This is a genomic window from Paraburkholderia phytofirmans, from assembly GCF_046028095.1.
GTDB classification, from domain to species: domain Bacteria; phylum Pseudomonadota; class Gammaproteobacteria; order Burkholderiales; family Burkholderiaceae; genus Paraburkholderia; species Paraburkholderia phytofirmans_A.
The window spans coordinates 328,377-347,780 of record NZ_JAQQDJ010000007.1 but is presented as its reverse complement, the minus strand read 5'-3'; the positions used below and the strand labels follow the sequence as shown (position 1 = coordinate 347,780).

Annotated in this window: 19 protein-coding genes; 12 read left to right on the top strand and 7 right to left on the bottom strand. The window is 64.1% G+C overall.

What is annotated here, in order from left to right; translation table 11 throughout:
* The 7 genes from recX to PQR54_RS21610 all read left to right on the top strand — a co-directional run bounded on the left by recX (position 1) and on the right by PQR54_RS21610 (position 7,330).
* Complete coding sequence (gene recX / locus PQR54_RS21640; protein ID WP_408249179.1) at positions 1-708, top strand: recombination regulator RecX; 708 nt, start codon at positions 1-3, stop codon at positions 706-708.
* Between the two features lie 149 nt (positions 709-857).
* A complete protein-coding gene (locus tag PQR54_RS21635) occupies positions 858-1,598 on the top strand; it encodes a DUF2889 domain-containing protein (RefSeq protein WP_408249177.1) in 741 nt (246 codons plus the stop codon).
* Complete coding sequence (gene sucC / locus PQR54_RS21630) at positions 1,595-2,764, top strand: ADP-forming succinate--CoA ligase subunit beta (protein ID WP_012434252.1); 1,170 nt, start codon at positions 1,595-1,597, stop codon at positions 2,762-2,764. The genes PQR54_RS21635 and sucC overlap by 4 nt, the downstream gene beginning before the upstream one ends.
* Positions 2,765-2,888: 124 nt before the next feature.
* Positions 2,889-3,770: a succinate--CoA ligase subunit alpha gene (gene sucD, locus PQR54_RS21625; protein WP_091799342.1), complete on the top strand. Its 882-nt coding sequence runs from the start codon at positions 2,889-2,891 to the stop codon at positions 3,768-3,770.
* Between the two features lie 144 nt (positions 3,771-3,914).
* Positions 3,915-4,619, top strand: a complete 705-nt coding sequence (locus PQR54_RS21620; protein WP_408249174.1) for a TerC family protein — start codon at positions 3,915-3,917, stop codon at positions 4,617-4,619.
* A 143-nt stretch (positions 4,620-4,762) separates the two neighbouring features.
* Positions 4,763-5,386, top strand: a complete 624-nt coding sequence (locus PQR54_RS21615; protein WP_408249172.1) for a pilin — start codon at positions 4,763-4,765, stop codon at positions 5,384-5,386.
* A gap of 159 nt (positions 5,387-5,545) precedes the next feature.
* Complete coding sequence (locus tag PQR54_RS21610; RefSeq protein WP_408249170.1) at positions 5,546-7,330, top strand: PglL family O-oligosaccharyltransferase; 1,785 nt, start codon at positions 5,546-5,548, stop codon at positions 7,328-7,330.
* Positions 7,331-7,397: 67 nt separating this feature from the next.
* Here the strand turns inward: PQR54_RS21610 and moaC are convergent, their stop codons facing one another.
* Complete coding sequence (moaC, locus tag PQR54_RS21605; protein WP_408249168.1) at positions 7,398-7,874, bottom strand: cyclic pyranopterin monophosphate synthase MoaC; 477 nt, start codon at positions 7,872-7,874, stop codon at positions 7,398-7,400.
* A 249-nt stretch (positions 7,875-8,123) separates the two neighbouring features.
* Between moaC and PQR54_RS21600 the strand changes: the two genes are divergently transcribed.
* The gene (locus PQR54_RS21600; RefSeq protein ID WP_408249166.1) at positions 8,124-9,833 is read left to right on the top strand and encodes a M48 family metalloprotease; all 1,710 of its coding nucleotides are present in this window, start codon (positions 8,124-8,126) and stop codon (positions 9,831-9,833) included.
* An 85-nt stretch (positions 9,834-9,918) separates the two neighbouring features.
* Here PQR54_RS21600 and PQR54_RS21595 read toward each other — a convergent pair whose 3' ends face one another.
* From PQR54_RS21595 to PQR54_RS21570, 6 genes are all read right to left on the bottom strand, one after another.
* The gene (locus tag PQR54_RS21595; RefSeq protein WP_408249164.1) at positions 9,919-10,506 is read right to left on the bottom strand and encodes a DUF2946 family protein; all 588 of its coding nucleotides are present in this window, start codon (positions 10,504-10,506) and stop codon (positions 9,919-9,921) included.
* Positions 10,499-11,605 (bottom strand): hydrolase, encoded by a 1,107-nt coding sequence (locus tag PQR54_RS21590; RefSeq protein ID WP_408249162.1) that lies wholly within the window; start codon positions 11,603-11,605, stop codon positions 10,499-10,501. The genes PQR54_RS21595 and PQR54_RS21590 overlap by 8 nt, the downstream gene beginning before the upstream one ends.
* Before the next feature lie 39 nt (positions 11,606-11,644).
* On the bottom strand, positions 11,645-12,091 hold the full coding sequence (locus PQR54_RS21585) for a nuclear transport factor 2 family protein (RefSeq protein ID WP_408249161.1): 447 nt from the start codon (positions 12,089-12,091) through the stop codon (positions 11,645-11,647).
* Positions 12,092-12,258: 167 nt separating this feature from the next.
* Entirely contained in the window at positions 12,259-13,284 is a 1,026-nt protein-coding gene (gene waaF / locus PQR54_RS21580; RefSeq protein WP_012434242.1) for a lipopolysaccharide heptosyltransferase II, read from the bottom strand.
* 206 nt (positions 13,285-13,490) lie between these two features.
* The gene (locus PQR54_RS21575) at positions 13,491-13,685 is read right to left on the bottom strand and encodes a zinc-finger domain-containing protein (RefSeq protein ID WP_007180502.1); all 195 of its coding nucleotides are present in this window, start codon (positions 13,683-13,685) and stop codon (positions 13,491-13,493) included.
* Positions 13,686-13,747: 62 nt separating this feature from the next.
* A complete protein-coding gene (locus tag PQR54_RS21570) occupies positions 13,748-14,671 on the bottom strand; it encodes a branched-chain amino acid transaminase (protein WP_408220561.1) in 924 nt (307 codons plus the stop codon).
* Between the two features lie 221 nt (positions 14,672-14,892).
* Between PQR54_RS21570 and PQR54_RS21565 the strand changes: the two genes are divergently transcribed.
* The 4 genes from PQR54_RS21565 (at position 14,893) to pyk (ending at position 19,321) form a co-directional block, all read left to right on the top strand.
* A complete protein-coding gene (locus PQR54_RS21565; protein ID WP_408249158.1) occupies positions 14,893-15,639 on the top strand; it encodes an AzlC family ABC transporter permease in 747 nt (248 codons plus the stop codon).
* Entirely contained in the window at positions 15,636-15,959 is a 324-nt protein-coding gene (locus tag PQR54_RS21560) for an AzlD domain-containing protein (RefSeq protein WP_408249156.1), read from the top strand. Before PQR54_RS21565 ends, PQR54_RS21560 begins: the two co-directional genes overlap by 4 nt.
* A gap of 271 nt (positions 15,960-16,230) precedes the next feature.
* Positions 16,231-17,424 (top strand): phosphoglycerate kinase, encoded by a 1,194-nt coding sequence (locus tag PQR54_RS21555; RefSeq protein WP_310813995.1) that lies wholly within the window; start codon positions 16,231-16,233, stop codon positions 17,422-17,424.
* Positions 17,425-17,884: 460 nt separating this feature from the next.
* Positions 17,885-19,321, top strand: a complete 1,437-nt coding sequence (gene pyk, locus PQR54_RS21550) for a pyruvate kinase (protein ID WP_408249154.1) — start codon at positions 17,885-17,887, stop codon at positions 19,319-19,321.
* The last annotated feature ends 83 nt before the right edge of the window (positions 19,322-19,404 follow it).

The following is a 19,404-nucleotide window of genomic DNA, read 5'->3' as shown; positions in this document are numbered from 1 at the left end:
GTGATACGCAAGGGCCGGCCGTTGTCCGATTCCGGACGCCACGCGGACGGCCCGCGTGATGAAGACGATGAGTCGTTCGATCCATTCGAATCGTTCGACGCACACGACCGCGCTGCGGGCCGCAATCCGCAGCGCGCGCAGTTTGAATCCCCATCGCCCGTAGAGTCGGATCCTTCCGAAACCACCTACACCCGCTCGCGTCGCGTTCCTGGCGAGGCGAAGCCCGGGCAAGACGAAGCCAAACAATCCAAACGTCCAGCACGCTCGCTGAAAGGCCGCGCGCTCGGCTATCTCTCCCGCCGCGAATACAGCCGCACCGAACTGGCTCGCAAGCTGAAGCCGTTCGTCGAGGAAAACGATTCGCTCGACACCGTGCTCGACGCGCTGGAAGCCGAAAACTGGCTGTCCGATTCGCGCTTTGCCGAAAGCCTGATCCATCGCCGTTCGTCGCGATTGGGCGCGAGTCGGATCGTCGGCGAATTGAAGCAGCATTCGGTCGACCAGACGCTCGTCGAAGAGGCCAGCGCGCAATTGCGCGAAACCGAACTCGCCCGTGCGCATGCCGTTTGGCAAAAGAAGTTCGGCCGCCTTCCCGAAACGCCCGCCGAACGTGCGAAGCAGCAGCGCTTTCTGGCCTCGCGCGGATTTTCGGGCGCCACGATCGGCAAAATCCTCAAGGGAATCGACGAGGAGTGGAGCGGCGAGTAGCCCCGTCGTCCGTCGTTCGCGCACAAACCCTTTGGGACGGTGCGTTGCGCTCCCAGCCACGCTCGGCGCGGCCGTGCGCGATCCGACCTGTCTCAAATACCCAGTATGCTAAAATTCATGGGTTTTCCAATCCGGCCTTTCCTTCCCGCATGCCGCTCTCCCAGCCCGTGTCCCGTCAGTTGCGCCATCGTCGCGCAATCAGAGCGGAAGCCTATGAGCGAGCCGATGGCCTGTGGGATGTGGAAGCGTGCTTGACTGACGAAAAACCGCGCGACGTGGTGCTTGCGTCGGGCGTCCGGCCCAATGGTCAGCCGATCCATGAACTCTGGCTTCGCATCACCATCGATCGCAAGCTCAATGTCGTCGACGCCGAGGCGTCGTCCGACTGGGTGCCCTATCCAGGGTTGTGCCAAGCCAGCAATCCCGCCTACCGTGCCCTCATCGGGCTCAATCTCCGTCAAAACTTCCGTCGTGAGTCTGCCCGTTTGCTTGGCGGCACGGCGGGTTGCACGCATCTCACCGAGCTGTGCGCGATCCTGCCGACCGCCGCGATTCAGGCATTCGCGGGTGAGGTTTGGAATACCGGTGACAGCACGCCGGGCGCGAACGCAGGTTCAGGAGACGGATCGTCTAATAGCACAGGCGAGCATTCCAACGATAAACCGCCATTCCAGCTGGGACGCTGCCACGCGCTGCGTTTCGACGGCGAGGCGGTGCAGCAGTTTTATCCGCGCTGGTATGGCCGCGCTCCGTATACAGCGGATCGCGCGGCATCGTCAGGCGACGGGGCAGTCCGCCAGACAGGCGAGGGCGGCAACGCGTCCGGCATGAACGACGGCAGCGGAAACGAAGTTCAATCCAACTCTCAGACTGAAGGGAATCACGCATGAAGATTCACGAGTACCAGGGTAAGGAAATCCTGCGGAAATTCGGCGTCGCGGTACCGCGCGGCAAGCCGGTCTTCTCGGTGGATGATGCGGTCAAGGCCGCGGAAGAGCTCGGCGGCCCGGTATGGGTCGTGAAGGCTCAGATCCACGCGGGTGGCCGTGGCAAGGGCGGCGGCGTGAAGGTCGCCAAGTCGCTGGATCAGGTTCGCGAGTACTCGGAACAGATCCTCGGCATGCAGCTCGTCACGCACCAGACCGGCCCGGAAGGCCAGAAGGTGAATCGCCTGCTGATCGAAGAAGGCGCTGACATCAAGAAGGAACTGTATGTCGGCCTCGTGATCGATCGCGTCTCGCAGAAGATCGTCGTGATGGCATCGAGCGAAGGCGGCATGGACGTCGAAGAAGTCGCGGAAAAGACGCCTGAGCTGATCCACAAGATCGCCGTCGACCCGGCAACCGGCCTGAAAGACGCCGAAGCCGACGAACTGGCCACGAAGATCGGCGTGCCCGCTGCTTCGCTGCCGCAAGCGCGCGCGATCCTGCAAGGCCTGTACAAGGCATTCTGGGAAACCGACGCATCGCTGGCCGAAATCAACCCGCTGATCCTGACCGGCGACGGCAAGGTCATCGCGCTGGACGCCAAGTTCAACTTCGATTCGAACGCACTGTTCCGTCACCCGGAAATCGTCGCGTATCGCGATCTGGACGAAGAAGATCCGGCTGAAGTCGAAGCCTCGAAGTTCGACCTCGCGTACATCTCGCTCGACGGCAACATCGGCTGCCTCGTGAACGGCGCCGGCCTCGCAATGGCAACGATGGACACCATCAAGCTGTTCGGCGGCGAACCGGCGAACTTCCTGGACGTGGGCGGTGGCGCCACGACCGAGAAGGTCACGGAAGCGTTCAAGATCATGCTGAAGAACCCGAACCTGACCGCGATTCTGGTCAACATTTTCGGCGGCATCATGCGCTGCGACGTGATCGCGGAAGGCGTGATCGCGGCGTCGAAGGCCGTCTCGCTGAAGGTGCCGCTCGTGGTCCGCATGAAGGGCACGAACGAAGACCTCGGCAAGAAGATGCTCGCTGAATCCGGTCTGCCGATCATCGCGGCTGACAGCATGGAAGAAGCGGCTCAGAAGGTCGTCGCGGCCGCTGCGGGCAAGGCGTAAGCCTCCCCGTAGCCGCTTTTCCAGGATTAACCAGGATTACGAATGGCGGCGTGCACGCGCTGCGGGCGAGAACATTCCGCCTCGCGGCGCCGCCGCATGACGCCAAACGAACAGAGGTCAATACATGTCGATTCTGATTAACAAAGACACCAAGGTCATCACGCAGGGCATCACCGGCAAGACCGGTCAGTTCCACACGCGTGCTTGCCGTGAATATGCAAACGGCCGCGAAGCGTACGTTGCGGGCGTGAACCCGAAGCGTGCCGGCGAAGACTTCGAAGGCATTCCTATCTACGCAAGCGTCGCTGAAGCCAAGGCTGAAACGGGCGCGACCGTGTCGGTGATTTACGTGCCGCCGGCAGGCGCTGCTGCTGCGATCTGGGAAGCGGTCGAAGCCGATCTGGATCTGGCGATCTGTATCACGGAAGGCATTCCCGTCCGTGACATGATCGAGCTGAAGGCTCGCATGCGCGCTGAAAATCGCAAGACGCTCCTGCTCGGACCGAACTGCCCGGGCACGATCACGCCGGACGAACTGAAGATCGGCATCATGCCGGGTCACATCCACCGCAAGGGCCGCATCGGCGTCGTGTCGCGTTCGGGCACGCTGACGTACGAAGCAGTCGGTCAATTGACGGCGATCGGCCTCGGCCAATCGTCGGCAGTCGGTATCGGCGGCGACCCGATCAACGGTCTGAAGCACATCGACGTGATGAAGATGTTCAACGACGATCCGGAAACGGACGCCGTCATCATGATCGGCGAGATCGGTGGTCCGGACGAAGCGAACGCTGCCGAGTGGATCAAGGACAACATGAAGAAGCCGGTGGTCGGCTTCATCGCCGGCGTCACGGCGCCTCCGGGCAAGCGCATGGGCCATGCCGGCGCGCTGATCTCGGGCGGTGCCGACACCGCTGAAGCGAAGCTGGAAATCATGGACGCGTGCGGCATCAAGGTCACGAAGAACCCGTCGGAAATGGCGCGTCTTCTGAAGGCAATGCTGTAAATCGAAATTCGCGCGCTGTCACGGCGCGTTTTTTGATACGCTTACGAAGTCCTTTCGTGAGCACGCGGTTCAAAAAGCGGGGGAGTGTAGACTCCTCCGCTTTTTTATTGGCCGCTCGCCGCATTACTTCTTATTCTTTCAATCATGCTCGAGTTCTTCGCCACGCTCCACTGGGGCGCCGTCATCCAGATCATCGTCATCGACATTCTGCTGGGTGGCGATAATGCGGTCGTGATCGCGCTGGCCTGCCGCAATTTGCCGCCGTCGCAACGCACGAAGGGCGTGCTGTGGGGCACGGCAGGCGCGATTGTGCTGCGCGTGGCGTTGATCGCGTTCGCGGTCGCACTGCTCGATGTGCCGCTGCTCAAGTTCGCGGGCGGACTGTTGCTGTTGTGGATCGGCGTGCGTCTGATGGCGCCGGCGCACGACCCGCATGAGAACGTCAAGCCGGCCGACAAGCTGATGTCGGCGATCAAGACCATCATCGTCGCGGACGCGGTGATGAGCCTCGACAACGTGATCGCCATCGCGGGCGCGGCTGAGGCCGCCGATCCGGAACACCGTCTGGCGCTGGTGATTTTCGGCCTGGTGGTGAGCATTCCGTTGATCGTGTGGGGCAGCCAGCTGGTTCTCAAACTGCTCGACCGCTTCCCGATCGTCATTACGCTCGGCGCCGGGTTGCTGGGCTGGATCGCGGGCGGGCTGATCATCAACGACCCGGCAGGCGATCGTTGGCCGATCCTCGATACGCCGTGGGCCGAATACGGTATGAGCATCGCGGGGGCGTTGTTCGTCATCGTCCTCGGCTATCTGCTCAAGCGCCGCAACGCCCATCGCGCGGCGGCTTGAGACAGGCTCCGGCGTCGGCGTGAGTCGAACCAGGCTGCAACGTTAGCCATTCGGCTGACTGTCTGACACGAACACCGCTGGCTACGATTGATACGCCTGTTCCCGATCCGTGGGGCAGGCGTTTTCGTTTCAGGAGCCTGCCGATGATCTTCACTTTGCCTTATTCCCCTTACTCCCAGTCCTCGCTGGCCACGCGCTCACGATCTTGCCGGGCGGGCTTGTCCGCGCGGCTCGCGCGTGCCTGCCGACGCCTTGGCTTCGGTTTCACGCTGATCGAACTGATGATCGTGCTCGCGATCGTCGGCGTGATCGCCGCCTATGCGATTCCCGCGTATCAGGACTATCTGGCTCGCAGCCGCGTCGGCGAAGGGCTCTCGCTGGCGGCGTCCGCGCGGTTGGCGGTGGCTGAAAACGCCGCGAGCGGTAACACGTTCAACGGCGGCTATGCGTCGCCGCCCGCCACCCGCAACGTCGAGTCCATTCGGGTCGACGACGACACCGGCCAGATTACCGTCGCCTTCACGACGCGCGTCGCAGCCGTCGGTTCGAACACGCTCACGCTCGTGCCGTCGGTGCCTGACAATGCGGATGCGCCGACTGCGCGCGTCGCGTTGAGCAAGGGCGGAGTGCAGGCGGGCGCGCTCACGTGGGAATGTTTCGCGGGCGGCAAAGCGGCGTCCTCGCTGCCGGCGCCGGGCGCGGGTCCGGCACCCACCGATGCGCCCACGTTGCCGTCGAATCTCGCCCCACCGGAGTGCCGTTCATGAACGAATGCGACATGAGCGCGCGGTAGCCGCGCGAGTGAGGCGGCGTCGCAGCCGCCCACACGTAAAAGGCTGATTTTTGGGATATTTCAGCCGGGCCGGCGCACAGCAGGAGGATTTTTTTGTATAGTGCGCCGGTTGCTGACGCCCACCGGTTCCTCGATGCCCACCCCTTTCGCGCGCTATCTGTCTTTCAATTTGTTGGCTCTCGCGTTGGTGCTGCCTTATGCAGTCGTCAACCATACGTATCCGATTCCGACCTTTTACGCTGAATTCACCGCACTCGCCCTGTATCTGGTGACCGGCGCGGGTGTCGTGCTGCTGGTGGCGAGCGCCAAGCCGCGTGTGACGTTCGCCTCGCCGGTGGTCGCGCTGGTGCCGTTGCTGTTCGGGCTGCTGCTGGTGGCGCAGTCGGTGGTATTGCCGGTCTCGCAGCCTTCGATGAACTGGCTCGGCGGCGGCTATCTGCTGGCGGCCTTCATGGCGACGCACGCCGGCTACGGCTTCGCGCGCGCCAAGCTCAACGAGACCGCGTTGCGCTGGGCGGCGGGGGCGTTGATCGTCGGCGGGCTGTTTGCGGTGTTTTGCCAGGTCATCCAGTTGTTTCACCTCGAAGTGCGCGTGTCGCCGCTCGTGGTCGCCTATAACGTGACCATCGAGCGCCGGCCGTTCGGCAACATGGCTCAGGCCAACCACCTTGCCACCTACATCGCGTTTGCGATGGCGGGCGCGCTGTTCCTCGTGCAAACGAGGCGGATCGCTGTAAGCATCTGGTTCCTCGTGTCGACCATTTTCGCGGTGGGCCTCGCGCTGACCGTGTCGCGCGGACCGTGGCTGCAGATGGGTGTGATCGTGGTGGCAGGTTTCTGGATGGCGTTCGCGCAGATGCGGGACCAGTCGCAGGCACGCCGCGGCAATCGTGAGTGGATCATTCCGATCGTGCTGGCCGTGCTGTTTTTCGTGATCAACGCGCTGATCCGCTGGGCCAACGTTCGCTACCACCTGGAGCTCGGACAGTCCGCGGCGGAACGTTTTCAGGACGCCGGCCAGATCGCGCCGCGCCTCGCGCTGTGGAAATACGGCTGGACGATGTTCAAGACGCACCCGCTGCTGGGCGTCGGTTGGGGCGAATTTCCGAGCTATCAGTACGAGTTTGCAAAGTCGCTCGGCGGCGTCGAGATCGCCAACAATTCGCACGACATCTTTATCGACTTGCTCGCGAAGACCGGTTTGGTCGGCCTCGCGATCGTGCTGTTCGGTCTGATTACGTGGCTCGTGCGCGTGGTGCGCGCGCCGCAAAGTTCGGCACGCGTCTTCGGCATTGCGCTGATTGGTGTGCTGGTCATGCACGCGCTGGTCGAATATCCGCAGCAGTACATGTTCTTCCTGCTGCCGGCGATGTTCGTGTTCGGCCTGCTGGAAACAAAGCCGCTGCGCTTCGTGCCCGCACGGCTGTCGTTCGGCGTCTTTGCCGTGGTGGTGTTCGGCGGGCTGGCCGCGCTGTATCCGGTGTATCGCGACTATGCGCGCGCCGAGGTGCTGTATTACGGCCAGCGTCCCGCCGAGCAATATCGCGCCGACCCGTCGTTCCTGTTCCAGGCGTGGGGCGAATATGGTCTGGCGACGCTTTTGCCGATGAATTCGACGGATCTGCCGCAGAAGCTCGCCATGCACAAACAGGCCATGGCGTTGTTACCGGGCGAAACCGTGTTGCGTCGCTATGCGGTATTGCAAGCGTTGAGCGGCGATCAGGCCGGGGCACTCGATACTGTCGAACGCCTGAAGATTTTTGCCACGGAACTGAAGGACTGGCCGTCGCAACTGGGCTACGTGTACCAGCTTTGCGACGAGCAGAAAACGCTGACCGGTTTCAAGGCGGAACTGGTCAAGCGCTACGGCGTGCCAGCAGCCGACGTCAACGAGGACGACGATAGCGACGAGGAGTGAGGCGCTACGTTCGCTTCTTAAAGCTTCAAGCTTTAAAGTTGGCGCGGGTTGATGACGCAGGCAGTCGTCAACTCGCCACCCAATCCCCGGATTTCCCGCCGTGCTTCTCCAGCACTTTCACATCGGTGATCGTCATCCCGCGATCCACCGCCTTGCACATGTCGTACACCGTCAGCAGTCCAACCTGCACGGCAGTCAGCGCTTCCATCTCCACGCCCGTTCGCCCCAGCGTTTCAACCTGCACCGTGCAATGCACGCCCGGCAGCGTGTCATCAAGTTCGAAATCCACTTTCACGCGCGTGAGCGCGAGCGGGTGACACAGCGGAATCAGATCGGCAGTGCGCTTCGAGCCTTGAATCGCGGCAATCCGCGCGATGCCGATCACGTCGCCCTTCTTGGCATTGCCGTCGCGAATCAGCGCAAACGTCTCCGGCAGCATGCGAATCGAGCCGCGCGCAACAGCGATGCGCTTGGTCTCCTGCTTGCCGCCGACGTCCACCATATGCGCCTGGCCGGCTGCGTCGAAATGAGTGAGTTCAGGCATGGTTCGGCTCCTTAAGAGGGCGCCTATCATAGCAGTGCGGTAAAGGCGCACGGCGGCGGCACTGCGGTTACGAGGACCAAAGCGCCACGCGCCGAAACACGCGATCGACGCAGGCGATGCGGCAATCGCCCGAATCCCCATGACACGAATCACATGAATTCCCGCGACGACTGATTACAATTGCCTCATGCCCGCTATCTTAGTCCGAGCGGCGGGCGTCGCTTTCGACTTCGTCAACTCGACCTCGCGATGCGTCCGAAACGGTTCCTCGCTGCGTTGCTCTCAGTCGCGCTGGCCGCGCCGCCGGGCGCGTTCGCGCAATCGTCCGGCGGGTCGAGCATCGCGCTCAACACGTTGCCCGCGGAGCCGCCGCTGGTCAGCGGACCGGCCGCTGCCTACGCCGGTCCGCTCGTGCCGTCCGATATCGCGCAGGGCGTGTTCGGCGTGTACGGCGGCGCGCAGAGCCGCTTCTCCGGCAATACCGGCGTGAACACCAACTGGCGCGCACCGATCGTCACGCAGCAACTCCCTGATCTCGGCAACGGCGGCTCCGGCTCGCTCACGCCGCAGGCCGAGCGCAAACTCGGTGAGCGCGTCATGCGCGAACTGCGCCGCGACCCCGACTATCTCGACGACTGGCTGGTGCGCGACTATCTGAACTCGGTTGCCGCGAAACTGGCCGCGGCGGCAAGCGCGCTATATATCGGCGGATATCGTCCGGACTTTGATCTGTTCGCGGTGCGCGACCCGCAGATCAACGCCTTCTCGCTGCCGGGCGGTTTTATCGGCGTGAACACCGGCCTGATCGTGGCCACGCAGACCGAGTCCGAGTTGGCATCGGTGCTGGGTCACGAAATGGGACACGTGTTGCAGCGGCACATCTCGCGGATGATCACGACTGGCGAACGCAGCACCTATGCGGCGCTCGCGGGCCTGTTGTTCGGTGTGCTGGCCGGCGTGCTCGCGCATAGCGGCGACCTCGGCAGCGCGATTGCGATCGGCGGCCAGGCGTATGCGGTCGACAACCAGTTGCGGTTTTCGCGTTCCGCCGAGCACGAGGCGGACCGCGTCGGCTTTTTGCTGCTTGCCGGCGCTGGCTACGATCCCTACGCAATGACGACCTTCTTCGGCCGCCTCGATCGTGCCGCGATGAGCGACACCGGCATTCCGGCGTATGCGCGCACTCATCCGCTGACCGGCGAACGGATTGCCGACATGGAGGACCGTGCGCGCCGCGCGCCTTACCGGCAACCGCACCAATCGGCCGAATATGGTTTTGTGCGGGCACGGTCTCGTCTGCTGCAGGACCGCTCCCGCAGCGAGTACGGCGACGAGATTTCGCGCTTGCGCTCCGAGATCGAGGACCGCACGGCGGTCAACGTCGCGGCGAACTGGTACGGCATCGCGTACGGGCAGATGCTGCTCGAACGTTACGACGACGCGTCGGCGTCGCTGGCGTCGTCCCGGGCGGCGTTCGCGATGGGCGAGCAGGCCGAGGGCGGCACGGCGCGCAGTTCGCCGAGCCTCGACGTTCTAGCCGCCGACATCGCGCGGCGCGCCGGCCGCGACGACGAGGCCGCGCGTCTGGCCGAGCTGGCGCAGAAGCGCTGGCCGCAGTCGAATGCCGCCATCGACATGCATATCCGCACCTTGCTGACTTTGCACCGTTTTGCCAATGCTCAGGCGCTCGCGCAAAAAGAGACCCGTACCCAGCCCGATCAGCCGGCCTGGTGGTTGTATCTCGCCCAGGCTAGCGCGGGTACCGGCGACGCGTTGACACAGCATCGTGCAATGGCTGAGAAGTTCGCGCTCGAAGGAGCGTGGCCTTCGGCGATCCGGCAATTGAAGGACGCGCGCGATCTGAAGACGATCGGCTACTACGACCTCGCGACCGTCGACGCGAGGCTGCATGAGATGGAGAGCCGCTATAAGGAAGAGCGGCTGGACGAGAAGAGTTGAGCGTCGCCTGGTTGCCGGCGCTTGGTTGTGTTCGACGCGCCGGCGTGGTCGTCAAGGTACAGCGAGCGGTGCGGGTAGGTAGCGCTCAAGCGCCCGCAGCCGCCGGACTCGGCACAAATCCGAAACGTGCCGCAACGTCGCCCCGCCGCACAGCCTGCAGCGGCAACACCACCTGATTGTTCCAGCGAAACTCACCGCTCATCGAATCGTCCGCCAGCGTTGCGTGATCGGAGAACACTTCCAGATCATGGTCGTGCAAGACGGCGACTCTTGGCGGCGTTGCGCCATCGGCAAAGAGAATGCCGCCTTCTTCATCGACGAATACGGCGGTCGGCTCGAAAGGGCCGCCAGCCTGATCCTGCAAAGCAAGCACGCTGCGGGCCTCGACGTCGGCACCGGCGGATAACCTCACCACCCACGGCGTATAGCCCAACTCGACATACACGCGCTGCGGACCGTTCTGGAAATACCACTGCCCGCGCTCGTCAGCGTCGTAATTCCGGTTGATGAACGCGAGCAAGGCTTCGTGGCGGATCGGCGTGCCCGGCGAACCGCTGGCCTGCGCGGCCTCGTCGCGCATGCGCCAGTTGCCGCGCCTGTCCAGCATCAGCCACCCTGTGCAACTCGGTACATTCGGCCATTTGGCCAAGGCCTGCTTGACGATGTCATCCATGATCGACGTGTCGCTCCAGATAGCCGAGCACGCGCCGCGACAGCCAGTCGATGCGGCCCGGAAACGGCCCGGTCATAAAGCCGGCGTGGCCGCCGTGCTCGGGTTGATCGAGTTCCACCGCCACAGAGACCTCATGCCGCGACGGCAATGCCGCAGCCGGCAGGAACGGATCGTTGCGCGCGTTCAGCACCAGCGTCGGCACCTGAATCTGCGGCAGCAGGGGACGCGTGGTCGCCGTGCTCCAGTAGTGGTCGGTATCGCGAAAGCCGTGAAGCGGCGCGGTCACCACGTTGTCGAACTCGTACATGGTGCGGCTCGCGAGCATCGCGTCACGGTCGAACAGGCCTGGAAACTGAACCAGCTTCTGGTCGGCCTTCTGCTTGAGCGTCTTCAGGAAACTGCGCGTGTAGACGAGGCCGAAGCCCTGCGACAACGCGCGGCCGCCGGCATGGACGTCGATCGGCGTCGAGATCGCCGCGGCGGCCGAGATCACCGACGCCGCGTCCTCGCGCCGCTCACCCAGCCAGCGCAGCAGCACATTGCCGCCGAGCGACACGCCGGCCGCCACGATCGGCCCGCTGTGCGCGGCACGCAGCCGCCGCAGCACCCAGTCGACTTCGTTGCTGTCGGCGAGATGATAAAAGCGCGGCATGCGGTTCAACGAGCCGCTGCAACTGCGAAAGTGCGGCACGACGCCGTGCCAGCCGTACTCGCGCGCGGCTGCCATCAGCGAAGCGGCGTAGTGCGAGCTCGAACTGCCTTCGAGGCCGTGAAACAGCACGAAGAGCGGGGCGGTGTCGGCGGGAATGTGAGGTGCGGCGCCAAGCTGGGCGTCATGTTGCACCCAGTCGAGATCGATGAAATCGCCGTCGGGCGTGTCCCAGCGCTCGCGCCGAAACGCGACGGCGGGGCGGCGTGCGAACAGCGACGGGACGATGGTCTGCGCATGCCGGTTCGGCAGCCAGAGCGGCGCGCGGTAGAGCAACTCGACGGCGGCTTCGACCGTCGCCTCGACCGCGGCTGCGGCACGTGCCGTACCGGAAGCAGCGGGGTGATCGTGCGTCGTGCCCAAAAGGGACTTCCTGCGGGGCGTGCTCATGCCTGCTTCAGAACAGAAAAGTAAGACGCGCGGCGCGCGTCAGTGCAGCGACCCCTGGCCATGGCGCATCTTCGTGGCGAACTGGCTGGCGGTCTCATTGGGCATCGGACTCGCGTGAATGTGCGCGATGCGCCATTCGCCGCGTTCGTGAACCATCACATAAGTCGTGAACACCATGGCGGGCGTGGCCTTGGGGTCAGCCGGCCGGTGCGCTTCGGCAATCGCGTAGACCACGGTGCCGAGGCTGTCGTAGACGCGGATATCGAGCGGTTCGATGGAAACCCGCGCGGTTTCGAGCTGGATCTGCAAGCCCGCGCGAATGCTGTCGAGGCCGTGCAGGTGGGAGCCGTCGGCGCAGATGCAGCTGACGAACTCTTCATCGATCCACAGACCCATCAAGCTGTCGATATTGACCTCGGCGACGGCCTGGTAATAGGCGTTGAGGGTGTCGGCGGCGGCTTCGAAGATATGGGCAAAACGTGGCATGGCTCGTCAGTCTCTTGTGCGCGGCGCGCGGTTGCGGGACAGCGGTCAGCGGGACAGCCCGGGGCACCGGACAATCGCACCCGAGCGCCAGAATGCCCGCGCCGCAAGGCGCGAACATGACGCGACGCGCTCAGGGCGTGCGGTGTTGCGTGCAAGTGTCAGCGCGTTCAGCGTTGTGCAAGCAACATGCCGCGCAAATCGCCGAATACCTGCTCGGCGCTCAACTGCTTCAGGCAGTTCAGATGACCGAGCGGACACTCGCGCTCAAAACAGGGGCTGCATTCGAGATGAAGCCATTGTACCTTCGCAAGCTCGGACAAGGGCGGCGTGTGGCGCGGATCGGTCGAACCGTACACAGCCACGAGCGGCCGGCGCAGCGCGGCGGCCACGTGCATCAGTCCGGAATCGTTGGTGACCACCGCGTTGGCGCGCGAGATCAGCGCGCAGGCCTCGCCCAGCGCGGTCTGGCCGCACAGGTTGCGCACGTTCGGCGCTCGCTCGGCGATGGCCTGCGCGAGCGGCGCGTCTTTCGGCGAACCGAGTGCGACGATCTGCGTGTACGGGAACGACTGGCCGACCATTTGCGCGAGCGACGCAAAGTGCTCGGGCGGCCAGCGCTTAGCCGGGCCGTATTCGGCGCCCGGGCAGAACACCAGCAGCGGCACGCGCGTGTCGAGATTGAAGCGGGCCGAGACGCGCGATGCTTCGTTCAGGTCCGCGTCGAGGCGCGGCATCGGCAGGTCGTCGGGCAGCTTGGCGCCGGGCGCGTAGGCGAGGGCGGCGTATTGGCCGACCATCGGCGGGCGCTCGTCCTTGCGCGGATTCGCGTGACGCACGTTCAGCAGGCCATAGCGGCTCTCGCCGGTATAGCCGATGCGCAGTGGGATGCCCGCCATCCACGGAATCAGCGCCGACTTGAGCGAGTTCGGCAGCACGTAGGCGGCGTCGTAGCCGACGTCGCGCAAGTCGCTCGCCAGCTGCCAGCGGCGCAGCATTTGCAGCTTGCCGTGCGCGAGATCCGTGGCGTAGACGTCGCGGATTTCCGGCATGCGTTCGAGTACAGGCGCGACCCACGAGGGCGCGACCGCGTCGATGACGATGCGCGGATGCAATTTCACGAGGCGCGCAAACAGCGGCTGCGCCATCAATGCGTCACCGATCCAGTTCGGTGCGATAACCAACGCGCGACGCATCAGAGTGAGTGTCCGGTGTCGAAACGAAACGCCACACGCGCGATGTGCGCGGCGTTCGAAAGTTTAAAAGGGAATAAGCGGAGAGCCGCGTGGCGCGCGCCACGCAACAGCGGGCGCGCCGCCGCGGCGGCTCTTTGACGGCGCGCTTGTGCAGGTCGCAGCGTGACAGACAAACGCCGCGACCCTTCAGCGCTCAGCGTTCAGGTTCAATGACCCTTGACCACTTCGCCGTCGCGCAGCTTGTAACGCGTGCTGCAGTACGGGCATTTGGCTTCGCCGTGCGTGACGTCGATAAAGACACGCGGATGCGCGCTCCAGCGCGGCATGGCCGGGTTCGGGCAATACGCCGGCAGGTCTTTCGCCGACAGTTCGACCAGCGGCATTTCCTTGATTTCGCTCATGAGACGTTCTCGTTGTATGCAGGGTGCGTGCGGCGCGCCGGTTGATGCCGGCGCAGCGCGCGTTAGATCTTGGTCAGCCAGTTCGCGTACTTGTCGCTCTTGCCGTTCACGATATCGAAGAAGCCCGACTGCAGCTTCTCGGTGATCGGGCCGCGTGCGCCCGAGCCGATCGTGCGGTTGTCGAGTTCGCGGATCGGCGTGACTTCGGCGGCGGTGCCGGTGAAGAACGCTTCGTCGCAGGTATAAACCTCGTCGCGCGTGATGCGCTTTTCGATCACCTGGATGCCCGCGTCGCGCGCCAGCGTGATGACCGTGTCGCGCGTGATGCCGTCGAGGCACGAGGCCAGATCCGGCGTGTACAGCTTGCCGTTGTTCACGAGGAAGAAGTTCTCGCCCGAGCCTTCCGACACGTAGCCGTCCACGTCGAGCAGCAGCGCTTCGTCGTAGCCGTCGGCGATGGCTTCCTGGTTGGCGAGGATCGAGTTCACGTACCAGCCCGACGCCTTGGCGCGGACCATCGACACGTTCACGTGATGGCGCGTGAACGACGAAGTCTTCACGCGGATGCCCTTGGCGATGCCGTCTTCACCGAGGTAAGCGCCCCACGGCCAGGCGGCGATCGCCACATGGATGGTGTTGCCCTTGGCCGACACGCCGAGCTTTTCCGAACCGACCCAGATGATCGGGCGCAGATAGCAGGATTCGAGCTTGTTTTCGCGGACCACTTCGCATTGCGCGGCGGCGAGCGTTTCGTGGTCGAACGGCACGTCCATCTGGAAGATCTTGGCCGAGTTCAGCAGGCGCTTGGTGTGTTCCTGCAGACGGAAAATCGCGGTGCCGCCGTCCGCCGTCTTGTAGGCGCGGACGCCCTCGAAGACGCCCATGCCGTAATGCAGCGTGTGGGTGAGCACGTGGATCTTGGCATCGCGCCAATCGATGAGCTTGCCATCCATCCAGATCTTGCCGTCGCGGTCGGCCATTGACATACGATTCTCCAGCGGTGCGTTGTTAGGCGTAGCTAAGTCAGGTATAGCTAAGACCCGCATTTTAGCGTCTTTTGCACACGGAACGGGCATTTGGCCGCATTCCCGACGCTATAATCCAGCGCACGCATAATTCATATCCGAATGCGCCAGCGGGTGCTTGACGACCTGGCGCCGACTTCCCATCGTTGTAGCGCCCTTGGGCGCCCGCGTTTTCGTCCCCCATGCTCGCTCGCCTGTCAGATACCAATCGCCGTGCCTTCCGCGAAGGCGCGCGCGACTATTCGCCCACGCTGATGGCGATTTTCTCCTGGGGGCTCGTCACCGGCATCGCCATGAGCAAATCGGTGCTCACGTTGCCGCAGGCGCTCACCATGTCGCTGCTGTGCTACGCCGGCTCGTCGCAACTGGCGGTGCTGCCTCTGCTCGCAGCCAAGCTTCCGATCTGGACCGTGCTGCTCACGGCGGCGATGGTCAATACGCGTTTCGTGATCTTCAGCGTCGGACTTGCGCCGCACTTTTCCTATCTGTCGATGTGGCGGCGCATCGTGCTCGGTTACTTCAACGGCGACGTGATCTATCTGCTGTTCCAGAAGAAGAGCTTCCCGACCGGCTATGTGCCGGGCAAGGAGGCGTATTACTGGGGCATGGCGATTTGCAGCTGGCTGTCGTGGCAAGTGTCGTCGATTGCCGGCATTCTGCTGGCGAGCCTGATTCCCGATAACTGGGGACTCGCGCTGGCGGGCACGCTGGCCCTGCTGCCCATCATGGTGTCGGCGATCGCGACGCGCTCCACGCTGGTGGCGGTCGGCATTGCCGGTGTGGTGTCGCTGCTGGCTTTCGATCTGCCGTACCGGCTCGCGCTGCCGCTCGCGGTGATCGCGGCAATCATTGCCGGCAGCGCCGCCGACCTGATGGTCGAGCGCGCCGACTTGCGCCGCATCCGTAACAGCGCCGGAGATTCCCGATGACATCTACGCAGATCTGGCTGGCCATTTTTGGCATGACCTTCGTCACCGCCGTGACACGCGCGATGTTTCTAATCGGCGGCGAGCGCACCGTTTTGCCGGCGCGGGTGCAGCGCATGCTGCGTTATGCGCCGGCTGCGGCGCTCGCCGCCGTGGTCCTGCCGGACGTGCTGGCGACGCCCGACGGTTTGTCGTTCGCGCCGTCGAATCATGAGTTCTACGCCACGCTGGCGGGTCTCGCGTGGTTTTTGTGGCGGCGCACCATGCTCGGCACGATTGTCGTCGGAATGGTCGTGTTCACGTTGTTGCGCCTCTTCATGTAATTGAAGAGGCAGGAAATGTTGCGTTGCGGCGTAACAGCCCTTTGCTCCAAATACGGGACATTCGCCCGGTCGCGGGTCAGAAGGCTGTGTGGATCAGTTAAAATGCTTGTTTCCGGGATAAGCGCGCCGCTGCAAGGCGCGCGGGCCGCGGCTCTGCCGCCGGCACCCGAGTCAGTGGAGCCGCTGCCGTGCCTGAGCGCTGGAGTTCACCGCGCTTGAGTACCGCGCGCCGTCCGCCACCGCCTTCCCATCAACTCGCACACACACGCCCATGAACAAGGTATTGCGTCTCTCCGATCTGATCGCCGAAGGCAAGCTATCCGGCAAACGCGTGTTCATCCGCGCCGATCTGAACGTGCCGCAGGACGATCAAGGCAACATTACCGAAGACACCCGTATCCGCGCCTCCGTGCCGGCCATCAAGGCCGCGCTCGATGCAGGCGCCGCCGTGATGGTCACGTCGCATCTGGGCCGTCCGACCGAAGGCGATTTCAAGCCGGAAGATTCGCTGGCGCCGGTCGCGAAGCGTCTGGCCGAACTGCTCGGCCGTGACGTGCCGCTGGTGGCGAACTGGGTCGAAAACGGCGTGAACGTCGCGCCGGGCTCGGTCGTGCTGCTGGAAAACTGCCGCGTCAACAAGGGCGAGAAGAAAGACTCCGACGAGCTCGCGCAAAAAATGGCGAAGCTCTGCGATATCTACGTGAATGACGCGTTCGGCACCGCACACCGCGCCGAAGCCACCACGCACGGGATCGCCAAATACGCGCCTGTGGCGTGCGCCGGCCCGCTGCTGGCCGCCGAACTCGAGGCGCTCGGCAAGGCGCTGGGCGCGCCGAAGCGTCCGCTGGTGGCGATCGTCGCCGGCTCGAAGGTGTCCACCAAGCTGACCATTCTGAAGTCGCTGGCCGACAAGGTCGATCAGCTGATCGTGGGCGGCGGCATCGCCAACACGTTCATGCTGGCTGCCGGCCTGAAGATCGGCAAGTCGCTCGCCGAAGCCGATCTGGTGAACGAAGCCAAAGCCATCATCGACGCCGCGAAAGCGCGCGGCGCCTCGGTGCCGATCCCGACCGACGTGGTCACGGCCAAAGAGTTCTCGCCGACCGCCAAGGCCGAAATCAAGGCCGTCGCCGACGTTCAAGACGACGACATGATCCTCGACATCGGACCGGAAACGGCCAAGGTGCTCGCCGCGCAACTGGAAAAAGCCGGCACGATCGTGTGGAACGGCCCGGTCGGCGTGTTCGAATTCGACCAGTTCGGCAACGGCACGAAGACGCTGGCGGATGCGATCGCCAAGTCGTCGGCGTTCTCGATTGCCGGCGGCGGCGATACGCTCGCGGCGATCGCCAAGTACGGCATCCACGACAAAGTCAGCTATATCTCGACGGGCGGCGGCGCCTTCCTCGAGTTCCTCGAAGGCAAGAAGTTGCCCGCTGTCGAAGTTCTGGAATCGCGGGCTTAACGTGACGACGCGCTCCCCAACGGCAAAGTCTGCAAAAGCGCGCGGCGGCAAGCCGCGCAACACCGCAGCAGCATCGGCAGGGGAGCGCGCGGTGCGCTCCGCCGCCACTCCGGCAGCGGCCGACCCCGCGGTTGAATTCGCGACCGGTCCAGTTAGCGCCGAACATCAGCAAGAAGAATCCGGGGCGTCCCTCGCGCTCGCGGAGTTGACCACTGCCAGTGAGGCAGCGGAATTGTCCAGCGCAGATGCTGTGCAAACCGCCTCGCCATCCGCAGAACTCCCCGACGAAGAACTCGCCCCGCCACCGGCACTCCCCGTGCTGGTCTCGAATACCGCTTCACTCAATAAAGCGACGCTGGTTTCAACCGGCGCGCAGCCCCCGGCAGCATCCTTCGGTGCGCAGCCTCCGCATCCGACTCGCAGCGCTCTTTCCAGCGATCTCACCCAGACGAGGAGACTCATGCATCGCGCCACCAAGATTGTCGCCACCATCGGCCCGGCTTCCAATACGCCGGAAATCCTGCTGCAAATGATTCAGGCAGGGCTGGACGTGGTGCGGCTCAATTTCTCGCACGGCACCGCCGACGACCACCGCCAGCGCGCCGAATTCGTGCGCGAGGCGGCCCGTCAGGCCGGCCGCGAAGTCGCCATCATGGCGGACCTGCAAGGCCCGAAAATCCGGGTCGGCAAATTTGAAAACGGCAAGATCATGCTGGTCGCCGGCGAGCCGTTTGTGCTCGACGCCGACTGCGAACTCGGCAACGAGCAGCGCGCCGGTCTGGACTACAAAGACCTGCCGCGTGACCTGAAACCGGGCGACGTGCTGTTGCTCAACGACGGCCTGATCGTGCTGAACGTTTCGCGCGTGATCGGCAACGAGATCCACACGGTCGTCACGATCGGCGGCGAACTGTCGAACAACAAGGGCATCAACCGCCAGGGCGGCGGCCTGTCGGCGCCCGCGCTGACCGCCAAGGACATGGAAGACATCCGCACCGCCATGTCGCTCGGCGTGGATTATGTCGCGGTCTCGTTCCCGAAGAACGCCACCGACATGGAAATGGCCCGCCAGCTGGCGAACATCGCCGGCGCGCCGTTCGGCATCAAGCCGAAGATGATCGCCAAGATCGAGCGCGCGGAAGCCATCCCAGCGTTGCAGGGCATTCTCGACGCATCGGACGGCATCATGGTCGCGCGCGGCGATTTGGCCGTGGAAGTGGGGAATGCCGCAGTCCCCGCGCTGCAAAAGCGGATGATCCGTATGGCGCGCGAATCGAACAAGTTCGTGATCACCGCCACGCAGATGATGGAGTCGATGATCCACGCGCCGGTGCCGACCCGCGCCGAAGTGTCGGACGTCGCCAACGCCGTGCTGGATGGCACGGACGCGGTGATGTTGTCGGCGGAATCGGCGGCGGGCAAGTATCCGGTGCAGACCATCGAAACCATGGCGGCGATCTGCGTCGAAGCCGAGAAGTCCGAGCAGTCGGAGCTGGACAAGGATTTCCTCGACCGCACGTTCACGCGGATCGACCAGTCGATCGCAATGGGCGCGCTGTTCACGGCGTTCCATCTCGGCGCGAAGGCGATCGTGGCGTTGACCGAATCCGGTTCGACCGCACTGTGGATGTCACGTCACTGGACCCACGTGCCGATTTTCGCGCTCACGCCGCGGGTCGGCAGCGAGCGGGCCATGGCGCTGTACCGCAACGTGACTTCGCTGCATCTGGACACCAACACTGATCGCGACACGGCGTTGCAGCAGGCCTTGGAGACCGTGGTCAGCAAGGGTTATGCGTCGCGCGGCGACATGGTGGTGCTGACCGTCGGCGAGCCGATGGGTCAGGCCGGCGGGACGAATACGCTGAAGATCGTACGGGTCGGCGAACCGTATTGATTCGCAGGACTGCTCGATCGGCGCGCGTCGATTGAACGAAGCAGGCTGTCATGCCCCGCGAGAGGCGGCGCACAGGCTCGGAT

Coding starts and splice junctions, on each gene's coding strand:
- PQR54_RS21555 (WP_310813995.1), top strand. CDS start 16,231: ATGAACAAGGTATTGCGTCTCTCCGATCTGATCGCCGAAGGCAAGCTA.
- PQR54_RS21610 (WP_408249170.1), top strand. CDS start 5,546: ATGCCCACCCCTTTCGCGCGCTATCTGTCTTTCAATTTGTTGGCTCTC.
- sucC (WP_012434252.1), top strand. CDS start 1,595: ATGAAGATTCACGAGTACCAGGGTAAGGAAATCCTGCGGAAATTCGGC.
- PQR54_RS21635 (WP_408249177.1), top strand. CDS start 858: ATGCCGCTCTCCCAGCCCGTGTCCCGTCAGTTGCGCCATCGTCGCGCA.
- PQR54_RS21565 (WP_408249158.1), top strand. CDS start 14,893: ATGCTCGCTCGCCTGTCAGATACCAATCGCCGTGCCTTCCGCGAAGGC.
- PQR54_RS21595 (WP_408249164.1), bottom strand. CDS start 10,506: ATGGATGACATCGTCAAGCAGGCCTTGGCCAAATGGCCGAATGTACCG.
- moaC (WP_408249168.1), bottom strand. CDS start 7,874: ATGCCTGAACTCACTCATTTCGACGCAGCCGGCCAGGCGCATATGGTG.
- sucD (WP_091799342.1), top strand. CDS start 2,889: ATGTCGATTCTGATTAACAAAGACACCAAGGTCATCACGCAGGGCATC.
- PQR54_RS21585 (WP_408249161.1), bottom strand. CDS start 12,091: ATGCCACGTTTTGCCCATATCTTCGAAGCCGCCGCCGACACCCTCAAC.
- PQR54_RS21590 (WP_408249162.1), bottom strand. CDS start 11,605: ATGAGCACGCCCCGCAGGAAGTCCCTTTTGGGCACGACGCACGATCAC.
- waaF (WP_012434242.1), bottom strand. CDS start 13,284: ATGCGTCGCGCGTTGGTTATCGCACCGAACTGGATCGGTGACGCATTG.
- PQR54_RS21620 (WP_408249174.1), top strand. CDS start 3,915: ATGCTCGAGTTCTTCGCCACGCTCCACTGGGGCGCCGTCATCCAGATC.
- PQR54_RS21615 (WP_408249172.1), top strand. CDS start 4,763: ATGATCTTCACTTTGCCTTATTCCCCTTACTCCCAGTCCTCGCTGGCC.
- PQR54_RS21600 (WP_408249166.1), top strand. CDS start 8,124: ATGCGTCCGAAACGGTTCCTCGCTGCGTTGCTCTCAGTCGCGCTGGCC.
- PQR54_RS21560 (WP_408249156.1), top strand. CDS start 15,636: ATGACATCTACGCAGATCTGGCTGGCCATTTTTGGCATGACCTTCGTC.
- pyk (WP_408249154.1), top strand. CDS start 17,885: ATGCATCGCGCCACCAAGATTGTCGCCACCATCGGCCCGGCTTCCAAT.
- PQR54_RS21570 (WP_408220561.1), bottom strand. CDS start 14,671: ATGTCAATGGCCGACCGCGACGGCAAGATCTGGATGGATGGCAAGCTC.
- PQR54_RS21575 (WP_007180502.1), bottom strand. CDS start 13,685: ATGAGCGAAATCAAGGAAATGCCGCTGGTCGAACTGTCGGCGAAAGAC.